The sequence below is a fragment of the Vibrio tapetis subsp. tapetis genome (assembly GCF_900233005.1).
Taxonomy (GTDB): domain Bacteria; phylum Pseudomonadota; class Gammaproteobacteria; order Enterobacterales; family Vibrionaceae; genus Vibrio; species Vibrio tapetis.
Map to the genome: position 1 here is coordinate 446,670 of NZ_LT960612.1, position 22,003 is coordinate 468,672.

17 protein-coding genes and 2 pseudogenes are annotated in these 22,003 nt (G+C 44.0%); 12 read left to right on the top strand and 7 right to left on the bottom strand.

All coding sequences use genetic code 11. The features are described 5' to 3' along the window. Nucleotides 1-7: 7 nt before the first annotated feature. Nucleotides 8-922, bottom strand: a complete 915-nt coding sequence (locus VTAP4600_RS19170) for a LysR substrate-binding domain-containing protein (protein ID WP_102524394.1) — start codon at nt 920-922, stop codon at nt 8-10. Between the two features lie 112 nt (nt 923-1,034). On the opposite strand from VTAP4600_RS19170, the gene VTAP4600_RS19175 reads away from it, so the two are divergent. Beyond that, nucleotides 1,035-2,348, top strand: coding sequence for a 6-phospho-beta-glucosidase (locus VTAP4600_RS19175; protein WP_102524395.1), 1,314 nt, complete (start codon nt 1,035-1,037; stop codon nt 2,346-2,348). A gap of 32 nt (nt 2,349-2,380) precedes the next feature. Here the strand turns inward: VTAP4600_RS19175 and VTAP4600_RS19180 are convergent, their stop codons facing one another. Then, nucleotides 2,381-3,100, bottom strand: a complete 720-nt coding sequence (locus VTAP4600_RS19180; protein ID WP_102524396.1) for a helix-turn-helix transcriptional regulator — start codon at nt 3,098-3,100, stop codon at nt 2,381-2,383. An 86-nt stretch (nt 3,101-3,186) separates the two neighbouring features. Between VTAP4600_RS19180 and VTAP4600_RS19185 the strand changes: the two genes are divergently transcribed. Further along, complete coding sequence (locus tag VTAP4600_RS19185) at nt 3,187-4,131, top strand: alpha/beta fold hydrolase (protein WP_102524397.1); 945 nt, start codon at nt 3,187-3,189, stop codon at nt 4,129-4,131. 186 nt (nt 4,132-4,317) lie between these two features. Then, on the top strand, nt 4,318-4,701 hold the full coding sequence (locus tag VTAP4600_RS19190; RefSeq protein WP_231897973.1) for a YdeI/OmpD-associated family protein: 384 nt from the start codon (nt 4,318-4,320) through the stop codon (nt 4,699-4,701). Nucleotides 4,702-4,851: 150 nt separating this feature from the next. Here VTAP4600_RS19190 and VTAP4600_RS19195 read toward each other — a convergent pair whose 3' ends face one another. Next, complete coding sequence (locus VTAP4600_RS19195; RefSeq protein WP_102524398.1) at nt 4,852-5,253, bottom strand: YgiW/YdeI family stress tolerance OB fold protein; 402 nt, start codon at nt 5,251-5,253, stop codon at nt 4,852-4,854. 463 nt (nt 5,254-5,716) lie between these two features. On the opposite strand from VTAP4600_RS19195, the gene VTAP4600_RS19200 reads away from it, so the two are divergent. The 3 genes from VTAP4600_RS19200 to VTAP4600_RS26410 all read left to right on the top strand — a co-directional run bounded on the left by VTAP4600_RS19200 (nt 5,717) and on the right by VTAP4600_RS26410 (nt 8,847). Further along, complete coding sequence (locus VTAP4600_RS19200) at nt 5,717-6,961, top strand: NADH:flavin oxidoreductase/NADH oxidase family protein (RefSeq protein WP_102524399.1); 1,245 nt, start codon at nt 5,717-5,719, stop codon at nt 6,959-6,961. 245 nt (nt 6,962-7,206) lie between these two features. Next, nucleotides 7,207-7,908, top strand: a complete 702-nt coding sequence (locus VTAP4600_RS26405) for a hypothetical protein (protein ID WP_231897974.1) — start codon at nt 7,207-7,209, stop codon at nt 7,906-7,908. A gap of 90 nt (nt 7,909-7,998) precedes the next feature. After that, the gene (locus VTAP4600_RS26410) at nt 7,999-8,847 is read left to right on the top strand and encodes a sensor domain-containing diguanylate cyclase (RefSeq protein ID WP_231897975.1); all 849 of its coding nucleotides are present in this window, start codon (nt 7,999-8,001) and stop codon (nt 8,845-8,847) included. A 366-nt stretch (nt 8,848-9,213) separates the two neighbouring features. On the opposite strand, the gene VTAP4600_RS19210 is transcribed toward VTAP4600_RS26410, so the two are convergent. Continuing rightward, the gene (locus tag VTAP4600_RS19210) at nt 9,214-10,461 is read right to left on the bottom strand and encodes a C45 family peptidase (protein ID WP_102524400.1); all 1,248 of its coding nucleotides are present in this window, start codon (nt 10,459-10,461) and stop codon (nt 9,214-9,216) included. 129 nt (nt 10,462-10,590) lie between these two features. On the opposite strand from VTAP4600_RS19210, the gene VTAP4600_RS19215 reads away from it, so the two are divergent. The 5 genes and pseudogenes from VTAP4600_RS19215 (at nt 10,591) to VTAP4600_RS19240 (ending at nt 14,869) form a co-directional block, all read left to right on the top strand. Beyond that, nucleotides 10,591-11,502, top strand: a complete 912-nt coding sequence (locus VTAP4600_RS19215; protein ID WP_102524401.1) for a LysR family transcriptional regulator — start codon at nt 10,591-10,593, stop codon at nt 11,500-11,502. A gap of 335 nt (nt 11,503-11,837) precedes the next feature. After that, a complete protein-coding gene (locus tag VTAP4600_RS19220; protein WP_172443179.1) occupies nt 11,838-13,052 on the top strand; it encodes a serine hydrolase domain-containing protein in 1,215 nt (404 codons plus the stop codon). Nucleotides 13,053-13,522: 470 nt separating this feature from the next. Then, nucleotides 13,523-13,808 (top strand): annotated as a pseudogene (locus tag VTAP4600_RS26755) (type 2 periplasmic-binding domain-containing protein); the annotation flags it as partial. A 156-nt stretch (nt 13,809-13,964) separates the two neighbouring features. After that, complete coding sequence (locus tag VTAP4600_RS26550) at nt 13,965-14,087, top strand: hypothetical protein (RefSeq protein WP_269459955.1); 123 nt, start codon at nt 13,965-13,967, stop codon at nt 14,085-14,087. A 332-nt stretch (nt 14,088-14,419) separates the two neighbouring features. Next, complete coding sequence (locus VTAP4600_RS19240) at nt 14,420-14,869, top strand: GNAT family N-acetyltransferase (RefSeq protein ID WP_102524405.1); 450 nt, start codon at nt 14,420-14,422, stop codon at nt 14,867-14,869. 86 nt (nt 14,870-14,955) lie between these two features. Here VTAP4600_RS19240 and VTAP4600_RS19245 read toward each other — a convergent pair whose 3' ends face one another. Together VTAP4600_RS19245 and VTAP4600_RS19250 are read right to left on the bottom strand one after the other, a co-directional pair. Beyond that, nucleotides 14,956-15,705, bottom strand: coding sequence for a TerC family protein (locus VTAP4600_RS19245; RefSeq protein WP_102524406.1), 750 nt, complete (start codon nt 15,703-15,705; stop codon nt 14,956-14,958). A gap of 420 nt (nt 15,706-16,125) precedes the next feature. Beyond that, nucleotides 16,126-18,018: pseudogene (locus VTAP4600_RS19250) on the bottom strand (methyl-accepting chemotaxis protein). Nucleotides 18,019-18,389: 371 nt separating this feature from the next. Between VTAP4600_RS19250 and VTAP4600_RS19255 the strand changes: the two are divergent. Further along, on the top strand, nt 18,390-20,273 hold the full coding sequence (locus VTAP4600_RS19255; RefSeq protein ID WP_102524407.1) for a PLP-dependent aminotransferase family protein: 1,884 nt from the start codon (nt 18,390-18,392) through the stop codon (nt 20,271-20,273). Nucleotides 20,274-20,337: 64 nt separating this feature from the next. Here VTAP4600_RS19255 and VTAP4600_RS19260 read toward each other — a convergent pair whose 3' ends face one another. Next, entirely contained in the window at nt 20,338-21,666 is a 1,329-nt protein-coding gene (locus tag VTAP4600_RS19260) for a CAP domain-containing protein (RefSeq protein WP_102524408.1), read from the bottom strand. Nucleotides 21,667-22,003 lie beyond the last annotated feature (337 nt).

Consider the following 22,003-nt stretch of genomic DNA (forward strand, 5'->3'; position numbering starts at 1 on the left):
CTGACCTTCACAGCTGTGTTTCAAGCCACTCTATAAACGCCGCTATTTTGGGCCTGTGCTGCTGATCGTTTAAACAAATCAAATCATAACCTCGGCCAGAATCGACTCGCTCAAATGGGGCGACTAGCTCACCGTTAGCGATACTGCTGCGTACTAAAGACTCCCGTGCAATACCGATTCCCATGCCGTTTTTAGCCGCGGTCATCGCCATGTCTGAGTGATTAAATAAATAGGTTCTGTCCATCACGTTTAAAGGCTTAAAGGCCTCTTCTGTCTGATTTTCTAACCATATTTTCCATTCAAGATTTGGATCACTTGCTTCTAGGGATTCAGTACAGTGAATAAACGTTGCAGACGTCAATTGCGCGGCAAAACTTCTGCCACCAGCAAAGTGCGTGTCAAAATACTCGGGGCTACACACGGGCACAAGCTGCTCATCAAACAATCTTCGGTGATAAAAACCTGGGTGCTCGCTGTCGCTATAATAGATGGCAATGTCGACGGGTTCGTGTTGAAAATCCAAACGGCTGGCTTTGACTCTCAGCTTAACATTGAGGTGAGGATACAAGCGTTGAAAGTCTGCCAGTTTGGGTAATAACCAGCTTTGAGCAAACGTTGGGGCTGCGCCAATATAAAGCTCTCCACGCAGTTCATTGAATTTTATCTCTTCCAGTTCCGAGAATATAACGTCAAAAGAGTGGTTCAACGCATGTAACAACCGTTCTCCCTCTTTCGTTAGGTCTAACCGCCGCGTCATACGGACAAATAAGCTAAAACCTAATTGCTCTTCTAATGATTTTATTCGCTGGCTAACCGCCCCCTGAGTAATAAACAACTCTTCTGCCGCTTTAGTAAAACTCAGAAACTTACCGGCCATCGCAAAAGTGTACATGTTAGACAACATCTGTTGCTTTCGATCCATAACCCACCCCATACATTAGCAGTGCTAATTCATAGCAAGGTTTAATTGGTTTGTATAGCCAACACCAATCATTTTTAATCAATGTTACTTATCCATAACGAGAAACATCACAATGAATAATAATCTCAAAATTACCATTATTGGGGCGGGCTCTAGCTACACGCCAGAACTCATTGAGGGCTTAATCAAACGAGGTCACGAGTTGCCTATTGGTGAACTTTGGTTGGTTGATATCCAAGATGGCGCTGAAAAAGTAAACATCATTGCCGACTTAACGCGACGCATGCTGGCTAAAAACAACCTGTCGCACATTGACGTACACGTCACTTTAGACCGTGCGCCTGCACTTAAGGGGGCAGACTTTGTTTGTTCTCAATTCCGAGCGGGTTGCTTGGAAGGCCGAATACGCGATGAGCGCATCTCACTTAAATACGGGATGATAGGCCAAGAAACCAATGGGCTTGGTGGGTTTGCTAACGCTTGCCGCACGATCCCCATCGCGCTAGAGATAGCGAAAGAGATGGAAGAGTTGTGCCCAGAGGCATGGCTGTTGAACTTCACCAACCCATCAGGCATGGTGACTGAAGCCATATTGAAGCATAGCAAAGTGAAAACCGTCGGGTTGTGTAATGTTCCTGTCATCATGCAAAAAGGCATTGCGAAAATGCTGAATACCAACGAACAAGACTTTGTATTACAAGTGGCGGGGTTAAATCACTTTATTTGGGCTCGCCAGATCTTGCACGACGGCCGAGACAAGCTGCAAGAAGTGATGGAGGAAATCTTATCGGGCAATGACCCATTAGTGCCACAAAACATCCCACCGTTCGAATGGCCAGCGGAGTTGCTTCGCAACATGGGCATGATCCCGTGCGCTTATCTTCGTTACTACTACAGCGCCGAAGATATTCTGGCTCAAGAACAAGAAGAAGCCAGCAGCGAAGGCACTCGCGGTGAAGTCGTTAAAGCGATGGAGAAGCGTCTGTTTGATATCTACAGCAATCCAGAATTAAATGAAAAACCAAAAGAGTTAGAAAAGCGTGGTGGCCAATATTACTCAGAAGCCGCCTGCGAATTGATGAGTTCTATATTCAATGACAAACGTACCATCATGCACGTAAACACCCATAATAATGGTGCCATTAATGGCTTACCTGACGACTGCGCCGTAGAAGTAAGCTGTATGATCACCAAAGCCGGCCCTGTACCATTAAACGTAGCGCCCTTCCCATTCGACACTCTGCGCCTGATTCAACTAATGAAAGAGTTTGAATCACTTACAGTGGAGGCGGCTGTTATGGGCGATCGCAATGCTGCTCATCGGGCATTGATTTTAAACCCACTGGTTACAACAGGTACCGTTCTAGAGAGAGCACTAGAAGAAACCATTGAAGCAAACCTAGACTACATGCCTCAATTTCGTTAATCGAGATCGCATCATCACGTAGTTGAAGTAGATCATCGTGCAAGGTTGCGCACTGGAGAGACATGATCTTCAAACGGCACATGGCGACGTAAAAAAGTCGCCCCTTGCACGCATTCCGGGTCACTTATCCGATCCATTCTAAAATGACGAAAGTCGTTACGTTCAGGGTCCCATGCCACTAGATACCATAAGGGTGGCAAGATCAGCATCGCTTGAGGTTCGACATATCGTTGAGTTATGGCTCCTTTGGCATCGCAATATTGAAAACGTAGATGTTGGCGTTGCAAAAACGCGGTTTCGAAAGCTGGCAACAGCGCTTCATCCATTTCTCCCATCCCAGAAGTATCCACCTGTGGAGCCAGTCGACTAACAAACAAGCAACCCAATAGGCGGCGCAAATCATGCAATTTGTCGGGCGGCAGGGCTTTTTCTATTTTAGCCAGTGCACCATCAGCAAGCCCCGAAAATGGAATACCCCCAATAGCAGCCATTGATGCAACACTGATCAACAGCGCAAAGACTTCTGCTACCGACAACTTCACTGTCGTTTGAACCGAACGAGGGTCAAGTTGCAGCCCGCCTCCTCGACCAGGTTCAGAGTGAATAACAAAGCCCTCATCACGCAATGCACTGAGATCGCGTAACACGGTACGTCTGGATGCACCAATCTCCTGAGCTAACTCGGCAACCGTTGAAGTCCCGCTTCTGCGAAGACTACGTACAATGGCGTCTTGTCGTTGGCGAATATTCATTTTTTAAGATTACCTTTTAAAGGTGCCAGTATTTGTCACCATTACGATATATAAATTAGTCGTCAACGTCAGTAAGGAGACGCAAAATGTTTGATCCAACCAAATCTCCACAACCCACTCAGATTTCAGTTAATGGAGTCACACTCGAAGTTTTCGAAGCCGGTCAACACAATGCTGGTCACCCTATCGTGCTCTGCCATGGCTGGCCAGAACACGCCTTTTCATGGCGCTATCAAATACCCGCGCTTGTTGAAGCGGGTTATCATGTTATTGTGCCAAACCAACGTGGGTATGGAAATTCCTCACGTCCATCCGATATTACAGATTATGATTTAGCCCATTTGACTGGCGATCTCGTCGGCCTACTCGACCATTATGGTTACCAAAATGCCACGTTTATCGGTCACGATTGGGGGGCAATGGTCGTTTGGGGGTTGGCATTATTGCATCCAAGCCGAGTCAACAAAGTGATCAATCTAAGCTTACCTTACCAAGAAAGGGGGGAAGTGCCTTGGCTCGAATTGATGGAACAATTTCTTGGGACCGACAACTATTTTGTCCACTTTAACAGGCAACCCGGTGTCGCAGACGCCGTATTCGAACACAATACGTTTCAATTTCTCCGTAACCTGTACCGGAAAAACCAAGCCCAGCAAGAACCGGGGCAAGGCATGGCAATGATCAATCTCGCACAGGCAGGAGAACCGACAGGGGAACCTATAATGAGCGATGACGAGTTGGCCATTTTCGTTTCTGCATTCGAGCTATCAGGCTTCACTGGCAGCATAAATTGGTATCGAAATCTTGACCGAAACTGGCACTTATTGGCCGACACTAATCCAATAATTCAATGCCCTACACTTATGATCTATGGAGAGCGAGATGTGATCCCCCCATCTGAAAGGCTACCGACATTCGTGCCGAATGTGGACGTAATTAGCCTAGATTGTGGTCATTGGATCCAGCAAGAAAAGCCAGAAGAAACCAACCAAGCCATTGTGTCATGGCTAACGTCACAAACCCCACTCTAACTGCATAGTAGAGTCAAAACACCCACCCCCTCTCACCAAGTAGGGGGGCATTGAGTGTCAATATTCGAAGCCTAAATAACAGGCAAGTAGAAAGGAATACCCAAAAATGACAGAGCTGATTTTTTTCAGAACCCAAGAAGAATTTAGCCTGTGGCTAAAAAATCATCATAACGTCACCACTGAGTTGTGGGTCGGTTTTTACAAAAAAACACTGACCGAACCAGTATTACTTGGTCAGATTCTGTTGACGTCGCGCTGTGTTTGGGTTGGATAGACGGCATCAGGAAAACGATTGATTCTAAAAGCTATAAGATTCGCTTTACACCACGTAAACCAAACAGCGCGTGGAGTGCAGTGAACGTTAATAAAGCAAAATCACTGATACAACTTGGCACAATGAGGCCTGAAGGCGCGGTTCTCTTTAACAACAGATCCGATGATCTCGGCTATAGTTCAGAACAACGAAATGTAGAGCTTGCCAAGGAGTATGAAAACCAGATCAAAGCAAACCAAACTGCGTGGCAATTCTTTACTCAGTTAGCCCCCTCCTACAAAAGAAACTCGGTCTAGTGGGTTATGAGTGCGAAGAAAAAAGAAACCCAGCTCAAGAGGCTGGGTATATTGATTGAATCGTCTGAATCGGACTTGAAAAGCCCAATGCTAAGAAAGAAATAGGCCAACAATATTTAATTATTATTTTCGGTCACCAAGGAACGTTTATTAATTTGCCAATGAAATGCGGTCTACGTCGACTTTTACGGTTGTCCAACCTTGGTCTACTTCACCTTGAACAATAAGTTTAGTATCTGCTGTCACATTAATACCGTGCCAATCTTCGTGTTCTATTTCCACAACAATTTGACCCGTCTCATCACTAAACGTATATAGCTCATGACCAATTTGTTCTGTGATGTTGCCAGTAAGAGTCACATAAGCATCGTCTCTTGCTTCAGAAGCAGCCTTAACCGTATCCGGATTCGCAATATTGCCGTTAAAACCAACCGATGATGATTGATTAGACGCATTCGCCTGATCCGAAGAGAACCCACCCTGCGCAAATGAGCCAGCACTGGTTAACGTTACTAGAGTTAACACACTTGAAAGCAATAATTTATTTTTCATGATAAACCTTATTTAATTTAAATAGATACGAAGGAATTCCATATCTAGTACGTCTTGATTTAGGTCTATGCTAATGAGTCTGTAACAAAATGTGTAACCAGTAAGCATTCGAAAAACGAATACACGAGGGTTTTGGCATCACAGCACTCGATCATATGAAGGCTTTTGAATAATACCGTGACGTATTAGTGAGTCTGCTCATACGGCGCAGACCAAATCGTCGTTTGTGATAACCCTCTATTCGGTGAATACTCACAAGTTTGCTTCTACTAATACTCCGTTCCTACTATTTATTAGCCTGGCCACTGTGCCAGGCTTTTTTATATTGACCACCTTCAGATAGTTCAAAGTTAGCTAAAAGCCGTTACTTACTGCAGAGTTTGACGCTAAAAACTCGGAATCGTCGATAAAGTCAGGCATATTGAATCCATCTTACAAAATCATTATAACTGCCAGAGCACATATGAATTCAATCAACCTCAGTGAACCGTTCTCCCTTTCTAATGGCCAAGTGATTAAAAATCGTCTGTTTAAGTCTGCAATGAGCGAGCAACTTGCGGATAAACAACATAATCCAACTCCCGGCTTAGCCACCCTATACCAACGCTGGGCCCAAGGAGGCATTGGGCTATCGATTACCGGCAACGTAATGGTGGAAAGAAGTGCTCTTGGAGAACCAAACAATGTGGTATTGGATGAACAAAGTGACACAGCATTATTTAGCCAGTGGGCTGACGCGGGAAAGCAAAATGGCGCGCAAATATGGATGCAGCTTAACCATCCAGGAAAACAAATCCCTAAGTTTTTATGCGATAAACCCGTCGCACCATCCGCCATTTCCTTAGGCCGCGGGCTAGAAAAGGGCTTCAATACCCCACGCGCTCTGACTGAGAGCGAGATCCATCAAGTGATTGGTAAGTTTGCCACCAGCGCTAAACTATCGAAACAAGCCGGCTTTACTGGCGTACAAATTCATGGTGCTCACGGCTATCTTGTCAGCCAGTTTTTATCCGAAAGGCACAATCAACGAGATGATAAATGGGGCGGATCACTAGAAAATAGATTGCGATTTGTACGAGAAGTGTATCGCGCTATCCGCAATGAAGTAGGTGATGACTTCCCTGTTGGAATAAAGCTCAACAGCGCCGACTTCATGAAAGGAGGCTTTACTGAAGAAGAATCGATGCAGGTTGTTCAAGCATTGAGTGACGACGGTATCGACTTAATCGAAATATCAGGAGGAACCTACGAAAGCCCGTCGATGATGGGGGCTAAAAATAAAAATGAACCCATTAAAGCAAGCACCATAAAACGCGAAGCCTATTTTCTCGATTACATGGTAAAGGTGAGAAAACTGGTGAGCACACCACTGGTCGTGACCGGTGGTTTTCGAACGGCTCCGGCAATGAATGAAGCCTTAAACACATCAGCCACTGATTTTGTTGGCATTGCTCGAACCATGGCAGTCGACCCCGACTTCCCCAATAAATTAATTGAAAACCCAGATTATGGCATGCCACTGAGCGAACCGACCACAGGTAAACCAGCGCTCGATAAAATGGCCATGGTTGGGCTAGTATGGTACGAACACCAAATGTGGCGTATTGCCGCAGGTAAAAATGCCAAGCCAAACTTGAGCCCGCTTGGCGTGGTAATAAAAACCATCCTAAGTGCGGGTTGGCATACGCTTAAACAACGTAGAGCATAAAGCCATTATTGATTACTAACGAATAGCCCTTCCGGATTGCGTCATTCAACCAGTGACTTCACTTTATTGTGAAGTCACTGCTCTTTGAAACATTGTTCTCAGGGATCTCTTAAAGACGAACCAGTGCTTAACATTGCACATAAGAAACACCTTTCGACATAGTTAATACTAAGAAGCCCGTCGATTAGCTTGGATTGTTATTTATCAACTAGACTTATAAACAGTGTGGTTGTTGAGGTGCAAATATGGCTCGTCGTCCATTGAATAAATTTCAATATATTCCCGTTATTGCTTTGGCACTTTCTTTTGTTTTGGGTGGCTACGTATACAGCAGGACTCTCGACGAATGGCTAACGGACATCGTTAACAGCTATATGCTTGATTTATTAAAAGATGTTAATCATGAAATAAAGAGAGGCAAACTCCACCTTTATGACTTTACCCCCCACGAAATAGATCAATTTTTAGATAACTTATCCCAATCGTCTTCACAACGCCGATTCACTATCATCCATGAAAGTGGGAAAGTACTCGGTGATTCAATACTGACCAAGAAAGAGACTTACCATTTAGGGAGTTTTAGCCAACGCCCCGAGGTGGTGTCTGCCTTAGCCACTGGGCATGGGATTGCAAAGCGACATAGTGAAACCAACCATCAAGAAGTTCTTTATGTCGCTGCTCGGCTAGAAATTGACGAACACGATCACTTGATGGCCAATAAATCGGTAATAGAGCCAAAAGAACACGAACACGACGACCACGAAAAGCCAAATGTTGCAGAGCAGAATGAGCCTGATATGCACAGCTCTGTTTACATTCTTAGGCTAGCCATGCCGATGACTTCGCTTCGCAGCATGTCCGAGACCTCAGGTTTATTCTCTTCTTACTCATGGGCTGTTCTATGGGAGTGCTTATTGCTTCTTCATGGTTCAGTCAGCGAAAGATAACACAGGTGATTAATGAAGAAAGGCAGCAACAGCAAACGAGAATAGACAAAAGCACCCGGGGAAATTGAATTACTGCGTCAACTAGCCAATATGCTTGCAGCCTGTAAAGACATACACGAAGCACAACTTGTTGTGAAAGACATTGTTCCGAGATTACTTGGTAACGTCAATGGTTGCATTTCCATCATGCGCGAATCTCGAAACTTACTGGAAGTAGAAATTGACTGGGGAGAAAAGTGGCCAGCCGCCACCGCATTTTCTCCACAAGATTGCTGGGCCATGAGAAAAGGCAAAGCTCACTTGTCGCATGATAAACATCAGAGTTTAAATTGTAACCATATGAGCAGGAAAAACACGAAGGACACCACACTGTGTATTCCCCTTACCGCTCACGGAAACACCGTCGGGATCATCCATCTTAATTTCCTCAACTCCGGCTCTTTAGTGCCCGATGATATCCAACAGTTAGCCTTTACCCTAGCGGAACACCTTGGTCTTGCACTGGCTAATCTTCGTCTTCAGGATAAGCTTCGCTCTCAGGCATTGCGCGACTCGCTAACAGGGCTATACAACAGACGATATTTTGAAGATAAACTCGAAAAAGAATGGTCACTTGTTTACCAAAGTGACGCCCCGCAGCCCTTATCCATCATCATGTTAGATCTTGACCATTTCAAACGATTCAACGACAACTTTAGCCACGACGCAGGCGACTATGTACTCAAAGAGCTAGCAAGCTTACTGATGCATTCGATAGATGATCGAAGTGTGCTATGTCGGCTTGGCGGCGAAGAATTTTCTGTTATTTTACCCAATACTTCAAAACCGGAAGCCATTGCCGTAGCCGAGACCATTATCCAGAAAGTCAGAGAGCTGCATCTTAATATCAAAGGACTTTCACTTGGCCAGTTAGGGATCTCTGCAGGGATCTCTACTTAGACATTTGCGTGCCTGAAGAAGAGTTGGTAAAGCTCTCTGATACTGCGCTCTACAAAGCAAAAGAAAGAGGACGCGCTCAGGCTGTACATGCCAACCACCTACAAGACTATGAGGACGATTAAAAAAACCATAAGCAGCAGAGTTAGAAGGCTCGCTGTCTATGGTTTGAGGCTGTAACAGATTCTGTGTAACTGCCATTTAGTTAACGTGTTTATCGAGACGTTCCTCGAACTCGATAATAAAGTGGATCACTGAGCTGTAGGTCAAAATACCCAATCTAAACTAAGCCCACTTGGTGTGCCGTAAGTTTATGTGCTAGCAAAAAAACCACACTTACTAGCACTTATTAGGGCTTACATTTACACGTTATTTGTCAAAACAGACTTTTGTGTATTCTTGCATTGTTGGTAGCCAGGTCGTGCCATAGCTACAACCTTCATTAAGATCATGGATGACCGAATTGGTTGTAACGAAACCATTTCCCTCATACGGAGCCTTAACCAATGGTTTTTGACTGAACACTTCCTTAAGAGCCATAACATCGCGAGTTGGGCTATATTTCGCATGAGTCTCAGCCACTTCATTGCGCCATAAAGTCGTTTTAATTGCGTAATCAAACAGTTGAGTCTCACCGTTAGCATAATAATCCACTAGAGCTTGCTCTTGACCTAGGGGATGATTTGAGTGAGTCACATATCCTTTTCGGCTACCGTCGATCGTCACGTTTGTGCCAAGTTGGTTTTCAACCGTGACAATATTACCTTTAAGATCAGAGTAGTGAGTCGAATATGCGGCGTTCACTTCAATGCTATCTAGCGTTTCTTTCGCTTGCATAGCATTATCAAATTTAGCGACCATCGCCATTGAGAGCCCGCTAACAGGAACACCTTGTTCCAGAGCACCTTTTGTGAATAAATCTACTGTATTCAAAACGGTTGAAACTTTACGTCCCATTGCCATCGAATTAAAGAAAGGTTCAGCAGCGTGGACAATTAGCGTATCACTTTTCCAAATCACACCTTTGCCAGCCAGTGAAATAGGCATATCCTGATTTTGGCCAAGTACCCCATTGTTCCACCCAATTGCTGTACATCCTTTCATTTCATCTGTTGCGCTTTTTAAGGCATCTAGACCGTCTTGTGCTACTGCATTAGCCCACTTAGCGAATAAACCATCAGAGGCCCAGGCTGCCATGTAGACTTGTTCAAGTGAATGTCCTGTAGCGTGACCAATACCGGCATAGAACTCTAAGAGCTCAGGGAATTCCGATTTAAGAGTACCCATCGTTGATATTATTTGAGCTTTACCTACATCATCATATTCAGCTTCAATGCTTGCTAGCTTTTCAGTAATCGTAATTAACATCACATCTTCGTTAAAAGCCTTTTTGTAACCAGCAACAATCTGTTCACCACCACGTTGACTTAATCCGTCAAACTCCAAAATAGGGGTTGTTTCCTGCAGCATTTGAGATTCATTCGGTTCATAGAAACTGCCTTTTAAATCAATAGTGACGCCATTTAAACCTGTTTGAGTGGTTTCGTCAGCTGCATGTATTGCTGAGGAAGCCAAAAGAGCTGCTGCAACGGATAGTACGAGAATAGATTTGTTCATATTGTGCCTACTAAATTTTAAACGATGTATTTGTTGGTGTAGGGCCAATATGAACTCAAGTATGGTAAAGTCATAACACAAATCGTTCCACTATTGGAACGATTTGATGCGATAGGAGATCGACTGCTTATGCGTTATCAATTACCTCTTCTCAATATTCATTCATTGGTTTGTTTTTCGACGATCGCAGAATTAGGAAGCTTACAAAAAGCAGCCACCCGTTTAGGAAAATCCAAATCAACAATGAGCCGCTGGCTTTCCGAGCTAGAAGATACTCTTGGGTACCCTGTCTTTGAACGAAAATCCAATAATTTGGTGCTGGAAATCAATCAACAAGGCATGGCTTTACTACCAAAAATACACTCCGTACTGGCGTCGTACCATCGTATGGAAGGGTTCGCTCTTGGACAAGATGCCAATGTGTCACCTTCAAATTTGGTATTAAGTTTTAACCAGTTAATATCGAACCAGGGAATAGCAGAACAAGTCGCTCACCTAAACACTCTTTATCCAAACATGGACCTCACTATCCTGCCGAGCAATGAGACTATTGAATCTACAACCTTTAAAGATACAGGAGTGGACATGGTGCTAGGTCTAGAACCCTCTTATGCCGTACCTGAAGTGGGAGGGTTAGTTGTCGGGGAAGAGCAAATGATGTTCACCACTCATCCTTTACACCCCTTAGTCGGAAAGTCATCTGTTGATATAAATCAATTAGTTGCGCACACATTAATTGCCCCTCATTTTTTACAACAATTGGGTTACAGCGAATCGATCAAACCTGTCAGTGTAACTGAAACACCAGACTTTCAACTTTCAATAGAGCTGGCTAAGCAAAACTTAGGTATTGCTTATACACCAGAATATGTTGCACGAACGGCCCTAAAGAAACGAGAAGTGGTTGAACTTTCAATAAATTGGGAGGAATTTAGCCAGTTCATGCCATTAATGCTTTTCTTCCCTCTAGACTTCGCTTACCCCGAGTTAAAAGATAACTTAGTATTAAGCCTAAGAGATTGGTTTGGTTATAATAACTAACTGATAATAATCGCTAAATGTGAACTTGAAAGATCGAGCCGTCTCAGTTCTAAGCTCATTCTCAAACCAGTCAATGGCGCTTGTCGATTCAAGCGCCCTGCTACTAGCATGCCTTACACCAACCATCCTAGATATGACGTCATTGTCGCAACCTATTCGATTTTCGATTAGATTTTATTTTGTATTAACCAAATAATAAATACATCATAGCCACACAGCAAACGGAACAGCATGGCTTAACAGAGTGTAACGTTGCACATAAGTCTGCTTTGATTACGACTAACTGAATATCGACCGCATCGGTGGATCACGATACTAAAGGCAAAAACATGAAGATGAAAAATACAGTCCTAGCAACAATTCTGGCAGCAACGACTTTTGGTGCTACCACTACCGCCTCGGCCGCAGACGCAGTCCCTTTGTCTAAGTTTTACGAAGGTTATGCCGTTGAAGAGATCCCAGCGGATGCATTCCAACAATGGCCTTACTACACTTATGCTTCGGCGCATATTGAAGACTTCTTACGCTATGGCGTTCACAAACTACCTGCATCTGCTAACCCAGTACAAGTAGAGCGCGTTGGTGGCTTTGATATCTCCCCTGAACTACGTAAAGACCTGATCGATACACAAGTGAAAGCTTTCGTAGTAATGAAAGACGGTAAAGTTCTAGCGGAGCATTTCGATAATGGCTTTAAAGTTGGAATGCTAAATAACTTACAGTCAGCAGCTAAGACTTACGTGGGTGTACTGTTAAGCCATGCCGTCGACTCTGGAAAAATTGCACTTGATGAGAAAGCCAAAACTTATTTACCTGAATTGGAAGGTTCTATAATCGGAGAAGCGACCATCAGCGAAATAGCGACAATGAACTCCGGTATTGAACCACTTAGCGACTACCACACCCCTGGCTCTAATGGCTACGAGTGGGAGAAAGAAATCGGACTGCAAAATGCGGGTGAACCGATCGGTCACTTGAATGCAATTAAGGCTGCTAAAGCGACACCAAACAAGCGTGGCACTAACTGGGATTACACCGACCAAAACTCTGACACCCTAGCGCTTATTGTAGCAAAAGTGGAAGGTAAACCATTTGAGCAACTGCTTGCTGACCTGCACAACAGTTACGGTGGCAACAACGAAATTCAAATTGCTAAAACGTCCGATGGCACAACGTCTCCTGCGTATGGCATCAACATAAGCGCATACGATTACGCACTATTCACAGGGTATATTGCGCAAGGAAAAGCAGGGAGTTCTTTCTATAAAGAGTTGAAAGACCCTTCTAACGACGTATTAAATGTAACCCCTGTAGTTAAAGATATCTTTGCCGCAGCTAGCCCTACGACGTATGACATGCAGTCTTACACAATGCTCGATGAGGAGATCATCTACTCGCATGGCTCATTCGGTCAAACTGGCTTTTCTGACACGAAGTCCGGCTATTCTGTAATCTACCTATCCGATTGGTACACAAATACAGACGCCCCGAGCCTACAGAAACAGTTAATCAATGCCGTTGATGTCATTAATGAGCTACGCGCTAAGTAATCAATTTCGTTGACTAACAAATCGAACTGACCAACCTAAAAGCAGAGTGATATCACTCTGCTTTTCTTTTATTCACTTTAAGTTAATACGTTACCGTCCCACCTAAAGCGACCCTACTCTTACTTTGGTGATAACACACTCAGTATTAATAGCCCTTCCGAAACACAAAAAAAGCCGAAGGAAACAAACCAATCCATACTCGATTGGCTAAGCAACAAAGTAAAATCAACGCCACCAGCGCTTAAAACAAAGTTACCCTTCGAGCCGTCGGAAGGTAAGGTAATGACATGAATCAGGTAACCCTCAGCATTTCCCCTACGCATTAGCCTTGCAATGAATGCATACCCCTTTCTAATAACGGTGAGAGAAGCAAAAGAGACAACAAAAGTGTCACACCCGAAGGTATGGCTTCTTTCCATGTATCAAATCGAAAATGAAAAAACATCGCGCCGATTGAAGTTAACGCAATAAAACACGCTTGTGTATCCGGGGTTCTGACTCTCTCTGTACCCAACGCATTTAGCGTTCAACAACTGGCTACACCACTCAGTCGTTTTCTAGATCTGCACCCTGACCTTTCAGTTAACGTCTCAGTGTCAGATAGGTTTGTTGATTTCGTCAAAGGGAATGAGGGTGTGGCGATTTAATGATGGAAAGGAAATCATGAAAATTAAAGTAAACGAGCACATTCGCAGTGATAGCCCAGAGACGTTAGTGAAAATGGCAAAGATGGGTCAAGGTATCGCAGCCATGCCGATTAAACACGATGACGATTAGAAAGCAGGATTAGAAAGGACAAACTAAAAAGAAAAAAACGTCTGGGGAACCATTAATGAGCAATCAAGAGTTGGAGGTTTTCGTGTCTTCGTTCGAATCATCCACCCTAGTCTGATGATCTATGGAGAGCGGGATGTGATCCCACCGTCGGAAAGGTTACCGATGTTCGTGCCAAATGTAGACGTCGTTAACCTAGATAGTGGTCATTGGATTCAGCAAGAAAAACCAGAAGAAACTAGCCAAGCTATTTTCACTTAGCTGAAACAACAAAACGAAACCTAGCAGCAATAAATCAAACCTACCTTCCGACAAAACGGACGGTAGGTTTACCCACCTATTCCTCAACAGAAACAACGAACATTAGCCTCGGCCTATTCGATGAATTATTGATTGAGCAATCTCATTCGTTCCACATCTACTTTTACGGTTTTCCAGCCTTGATCAACCTCTCCCTGAAGAAGCCGTTCAAGCGGATACGAGATTTGTTTTATGAAATAGAGTGAGTCTTAACCTATGTTAATGAATAAACAATTAAAGCCTTGTTAGTATCTAATCAAATGACAACAATGCCATTAATTTGGAGAAATACCATGCCATCTCATATCAGTTTTAAGGCTTTTACACCAAGTAATAAAAATGCGTGTCTTCGTATTTTTGATGCCAACTGCCCTACCTATTTTGCCGAAAATGAAAGAGCAGATTACGCTGCTTTTTTGGAGAATAACCCAGAAGGGTATGACGTCTGCGTTTACAACAATGATATCGTGGGTGCTTATGGCTTATGTGGAAGTGATCAGGAGTTTCGTGAGCTAAATTGGATTTTGATTTCTCCTAGCGCTCAAGGCATAGGAATTGGCCATGAGTTTTTAAGCAGGGCGATAGAATCAGCTCGAAGCTTAAATTTAACGCAAATAAAAATTGCGGCTAGCCACTTATCCGCGCCATTCTTTGCTAAGTACGGCGCACTAGAAATTTGTGAAATACCGGATGGGTGGGGTCTCGGCATGCATCGCATCGATATGGAACTGAACCTGTCCTAAATAACTAGACCAACATTCTGATAGTTACTCACTGCCTAATGAGAAAGAGGAGGATTAACCTCCCCTTTCTCTACGTTTAACGTGAACTAAGACACGTCGACTAATGGACGAATTTTAACGATGTTTATGCGCTGTTTTTTCTTCAATTGAATATGGCAAAGCTCTAGAGCCAAACCAAATGCCATCGCAAAATAGATATAGCCTTTATTCACATGAATCGCGAAGCCTTCTGCCATTAACAAGCCGCCGAGTAGAATTAAGAACAATAGCGCCAAGGTTTTAAAACCTGGATATTTTGTTACTACGTTATTAATCTTCTCTGCTGTTAACACCATAACGAAGGCCGATGAAATAATCGCGGCTATCATAATAGGAATATCATTAGTTAAGCCTACCGCCGTGATCACCGAGTCCATCGAAAATACGGCATCGACAGCGACGATTTGAAGTAATACCACAGCAAGCCCAGTCCTTACACAGGTTGAATGCCCCATTTCTGTATGCATTAACCAACCCCACAGCTCTTTCAAACTTTTACCGAGCAAGAACGCACCACCAAAGATCATGATGAGATCTCGGCCTGTGAACGCGTGATTTGCAATACTCATTAGTGGCTGGGTAAGAGACATTAACCAAGAAATAGAAAAGACCAAGACAATTCGAGCCATTACCGCTAAGGCAATGCCTAAGTTTCGGGCTAATTTACGTTGCTGTTGTGGCAATCGTTCGCAAAGTATCGAAATAAAAATAACATTATCGACCCCAAGTATGACTTCGAGTGCGAATAACGTTACGAATATTGCCCAGGTTTCTGGTTGTAGAAATAGTTCTATCATAGTGATGCCTCCGAGGAGTGGAAGCGTGGTGAAGTGTTCAGTCGACTAAAGGGGTCGTCCATTAATTTTTGTACCTCTGTTACTTAAGAAAGCCAAGTAAATCACTAAACTTCACCTTCAGCAATAGTCAATTTTAACCGCCAATGCTCTGTAACATTAGAGGTCAAAATAGTTTATAGACTCCCTGGTTCTTAACGCTATATAACAGAATCACTGCCAGATAATTTCAACAACATTATTTATATCGTGTACTAAGGGTTCGCTTAGAAAATAAACGCAAATGTAACTGACTCCAAAGCTACATAGAGCAGCATAATCCATCGAATCGCCTGAAGATTTTCATCTCTACACATGTAAAAAAGCGGCTTAACCAGAAGGTAAGCCGCCTTTACTATCGCTCATAAAGACCAATACTCAGCACTAACTCAATTTGAAATTCGCCACTTGGCGCTTAAGATCGTCATTCGTATCATTAAGTAGCTGGGTCGCTTGCACGGTATGCTGACCACTGCTTACTAATGATTCAACAATATCTCGAATCGACAGCATATTACGACTTAGCTCTTCAGCAACCGTACTCTGTTCTTCTGTCGCTGCAGCAATCTGAGTACTCACATCGTCGATTTCATTTACCGATGCACTCATGACCGTCAAGCTCTCAGACACTTCCGCCGTTTTGTCGGCTGTCTCTTGGCACTGCATTTTGGTTGAATCCATTGCTTTAACAACCGTCTCAGTTCCACCCAGCAATTGATTAAGCATGTCTGAAATTTCCATTGTGCTGTTTTGCGTTCGGCCTGCAAGCGCACGAACTTCATCAGCCACAACCGCAAAACCGCGACCCTGCTCCCCCGCACGAGCTGCTTCGATGGCGGCATTGAGCGCCAGCAAGTTCGTTTGTTCAGAGATATCGCCGATCACATTGAGTACACTGCTGATTTTATTCGCGTCTTGATTCATCCGAAGAATGCTATTAGACATACCCTCAACTTCACTGACCAATGCAGTGACGGTGCTGACCGCATTATTGACAATAGACAAGGATGATTCCGCTTCTTTACTTGCCTCATCCGTAATGCGATTCGATTGATTCACATTTTCAGCAACCGTCCGTGCGCTTTCACTCATCTGCGTAATGGCGGTAACCACTTGTTCCGTTTCACTTGAGTGAGTCACGAGCCTTGCTTCGTTCTCACGCGCCGTCGTGCCCAACTGGTTGGCACTGACCGAGATATTTTGACTTGCTTGAGAGATATGCAGCATCATCTCTTGAAGGTTTTCTACAAATCGATTAAAGCCCTGGCTGATTTGAGCTAAGTCGTCATTGCCTTCTATTTTTAGTCGTTGAGTGAGATCGCCCGTACCATGAGAAAGATCAAGCACCGCACTTTTCAATTTCAGTAGTGGTCGATAAGCCTATTGTAAAATAACAAAAATCGCACCGAAACTGACAAGCAGAAGCAAACCACCTGTCACCAGTGAGTCGTACATTGCGGCGTAGACCACGGTGAGTGCGCTCTCTTGATCAACAAATACCATCAACGTCCAATACATATCGGGGCTCAGATTTACACGCTCAAAATAGCCGTCAAACTGAATTCCAAGGTAAGGAAAACTCAAATTACCGGATTGCTGAGAAAAAAACTGACGCTCCATCTCCGCGAAGTTTGCACTAATTTGAGAGGGGGTTTTTCCGATATCATTGGGATCATCACTGGCAAAAAATACCGCCTTGTTATCCGTCAATGTCGCCGCGCCACCCGCAAAGCGCATATTACTGACCGCGCTTATCACCTCACCCAGCGGTATATCACCAAGCAGAACACCGATAGCCTGCCCCTCTTGAGTTACGGGCATCGTGACGCTAACGACTTTCTCTTGAGTCACTTGGTCTTGATACACGCCAGTAATCATAACGTCACGGGCACTTTTCGCATTTTTATACCAATCACGCTGACGAAAATCCGGTTTATCTCCGGCTAACGACATGAACGCACGACCATCTTGATACGTCATGATGACATTAGAGAACGACGAGCTTTGCGCCAATAGTTCGACTAAACGTTGGTTGTCCTCACCCGTCAGTTGGCGATTAAAACTTTTCGCTCCATTCTTAATAGCCAGACTCTTAAACGCCATCATCTGTTCCAGCTCCGTAACATGGAAGCTGAGCTTGTCTGACGTTTTCTCCACCAGAGAGCCAACCATGTTGTCTTTCATCGCTAGTATATTAAGCGTCCCTAGCACGATGAGTGAAGCGGCAACGAGTACCCCGACACCAAAGTAAATCCTCGATTTAAAACCTAAATTCATCCTATACCTCACTGTTTACGTAAGTGTTAGAGCGATATTTTGATGATGCTGGTCATTTATTTTTATTTCACGTAACTGAGCAATCAGCACATGAGGACTGAAACCAATCTATCACCTAGCCATGACAACCCGTTTGCTTATATGCAACTAAGCCGTCAATAGACTCTAGTTGCTGGCAAGTAAACGATCAACGTTTATGCGATTAATTTTATAAAAATATGCACTTTGATTGGTATTTTGATATTCATTAGGCCTCATAATAAATAAAGTGCCTATAGTTAGCGGTACACGAATATTTCGTGGTTGGCTAAGTAGCAAAAAACTCTCGCTACGGTTCCTAATAAACAATCTTAAAAACATGGAGCGACACTATGAGTGACAAGGCAAAAATCAAATACGGCCCAAGGCGAAAGCCATGGATAGAGCAAGTACCAGAATTCGCGTTAGGAAAAATATCCCCACCAACAGCAGACCCTACAAAGGTTTATGCAGAACGAAACTATGACTTTCACTACACCGAGCAGGCCGTTGACAACTTTGATGTCGAGCTGCCTCCGATAGGACAAACCACCGGAGAGCAAGATCAGGTTTATCAACAGTTACTTTCGTATGTGGATGTTCAAAAACAGCATTTTCTTGGCTACCAAACAGAAGAAAGCATCTGTTATGAAAAACGGCTCGCTCCGTTTCTTGACGTTAGCCTAAACAACGTCGGCGACCCGTTTGTTAACGGAAACTACACCATTAACTCAAAATGTGTTGAACGCTCCGTTCTCGATTACTTTGCGTGTTTATGGAATGCCAGATGGCCCTCACAAGGTCCGTACATTGATAAGAACGACCAATTTCAACCCGGAGATCCGGAAAGCTATTGGGGCTATGTTCTCACGATGGGCAGTACGGAAGGAAACTTGTATGCCATGCTCAATGCGCGGGATTATTTAAGCGGTGTGATGTTGTTAGAAGAAGAAATAAGGTCGGAAACGGTCACCGGTGCAACCTTGGTTAACAATGAGGTATACGCACATTACCCTTGCCCACCGCCGAAACACACCAATGCCTACACTCCGGTGGCGTTTTTTTCCGAAGATACCCATTACTCGATAGTAAAGGCCATGGCGGTTGAGAAAATCGACACCTTCGGCGATCTTGGTAACCGACTTTACCCTAATCAAAACCCCGTCGAACCAGGTAAACCTTGGCCAAGAGAAGTTGAATCAGAAATGCCAACGCCTGAGCTTCCCGCAGGTTCTGGCGCAATTGACGTTGAAAAACTCGTCAAATACGTCACGTTTTTTGCTCAAAAAGGCTATCCCATTTTATTGGTGTTAAATTGTGGGACAACCTTCAAAGGTGCTTATGATGATGTAGACCAAATAACGTCTCTGTTAGAGCCCATTTTAAAAGAAAATGGCTTATGGCAACGAGAAGTGCCTATCGACCCACAAGATCCCAATAGTGACTTTGAAGTCCGGACTGGCTACTGGGTGCATGTTGATGGCGCTCTTGGTGCCAGTTATCTACCCTTCATAAAAATGGCAAAAGAGTGCCCTGAATACCAAAGCGATTTTGCCCATCACGGTGATAACACAGGGCCAAATTTTGACTTCAAAAATGCGATGATTCACTCCATTGTCACCAGTGGACATAAGTGGCCAGGAGCACCATGGCCGACGGGTGTTTACATGACCAAGCAAAAATTCATGGTTTCTCCTCCCGATAACCCGGAATACATTGGCTCACCCGACACCACTTTTGCAGGTTCGCGCAACGGCCTTTCTCCAATCGTACTTTGGGAATATTTTGCCCGGAACAGTTATCAGAAACAGATAGAACTTGCCATGCAAGGGCAAAGGATGGCGCAGTATGCTTACGAGCAATTATTATTAGTCGCTGAGCATTGGCGCGATAAAGGCACTGGCTTACCGGACGGGTTGTGGCTGCAAAGGACTCCGTTGTCACTCTCGTTGATATTCTGCCAACCAAACGAGGAGATTATTTTCCGTTATTCGCTTGCCAAAGAGAGCACCAGTATTGGTGAGCAAGATACCGAGCAGCGGCATTATGTTCATCTTTTTACTATGTGGGATGTAGACAAATCCCTAATCGACAGTTTATGCCACGACCTTACACAGCCGGGCGCATTCAACGGCCAGTTATTTGAATCCATCAAACATAGTAAGGTAAGTAAACCCAGAGTCACAAACACACTCAAACAAATCCGATTACCCCTTAGGGGCCGTTCATTTCGTTGAGGAAATGCAGCTTTATTAGACATCAATATCGCCTCGAATTAGAGGCGATATTGTCTCGGTAAGGTTAATTAAAGTCTTGAGTCCAGTAAGACATCTTTGCTAAATCGCTTTTACTGCTCTTATACCCAATCCCCATTTTCGTATGCTTACTATTCATAACATTTTGACAGTGCCCTGCATGGCCTGCCCAGCTATTGAGACCCGCATCGTTAACCTTGCCATCGCTTCTTGGGCTTGTGTAACCAAAGATAGGGCTTATGGCGGTATTAGAAGATAAAACAAACGCATTTTGGCCGGCACTATTGACGACGAAATGACCTTGTGCATTTCTTCGGTACTGCTCGTCTGAATTCAATTGAGCATTGCTGGCCGTGCCGTTATCCCATGCGATCGGTGGAACTGATGGGTAGTTTCCACTTGAAAATGACGAGCCAAACAAATCACAGTAGCGCAATGTCGACCTTGCGCAATTAGTCGAAATGATTGATTGATACTTGATACTCTCCTGACTTAAATCATCGGGAATATTCACAATTTTGCACCATTTTTCGTCTGCGACACCTTGCCCTGCCATGCCCCAAATCGAGCCATTCAGTATTTGGTGTTTATCCAGAGAGGCAAAGTCGATAAGCGCATCATTATTGAGCGAACCTAGATTCAAATGGATATTCCCAGAGGACGCATCTAATGCAAACATCCGAGCGCCTACGTCTTTTGCGGCTGCATCAATTTTGTTTCGCTGCATCAGCTCCCATGCATCGCCAAATCGCTGTTTTGACTGGTGACCATAAGCCAATGCTATAAATTGGTAAGTGGGTAAATTCACCTCAATACCGCTCTTGTTTTTTGTTACCACACTTCCAACCGTTGCAAACGTTAAGGCGTTATCAAAGACAGCATTGTTGAATACATACGTTCCTAAACTCTCGCTCGAGCAGGCGTTGGTTTTCATGTCGTATCGATATTCTGAAATGACACCATCAACAAATAACTGATGGTTTTTTCTTTGTGCGGTTAATCCAACGGCTTCGTAACAGTGCCAATCGTTAACTAGATTACTCCCGTTATCGATGATGATCGTCGGTACAGGAATGGTTATATCAACCTTTGGGGTATCTCCCCCCTTAAATGCCGGAAGATTGGCGTTAACAGGAATCGATGAATATGGATTTATCGCCCCTCCCTTTTCAACAAGACCTTCAATAGCAAAGATCATATTGCTCTTGAGTATCTTAATATCTGGCTGCTGAACAGTGACTGTTGATGATCCTCCAGGGTTACTCGAATGACTCGGTTTCGCATTCTTACTGCCCTCCCCTGATGAACTTTCGCCACCACATCCTGAAATGGTAAGTGCAATTAGCCCTACGGCTAATAAATTTTGGTGATCCATTAGTTAATCCCTAACCATACATTATTCTTTAGGGTTGGGATGTTGCCTCATAGCCTTAGTTTGAATTTCAGGTGAATGTCAGAGAACCCAAAAACTGACATTCAATTAACAATGAGAGGGGGATAAAGCAGGGAGAGAATCGTAGGCGTCACATGTAGTTAGGTTAGTGTCGGTTGTAGTGACACTGAATCGAACAACCGCCTTGCTTGCTTGTTCCCTGAGCAAAGCACGTTTCTAGCTCACTTTTACCCCATTATGAGGTGGCGAGATTACTATCCGATAAATCTCGGCAAAGCTTTCCCTACATTTTCTAATGTCTTACACCCATCGGGACGTG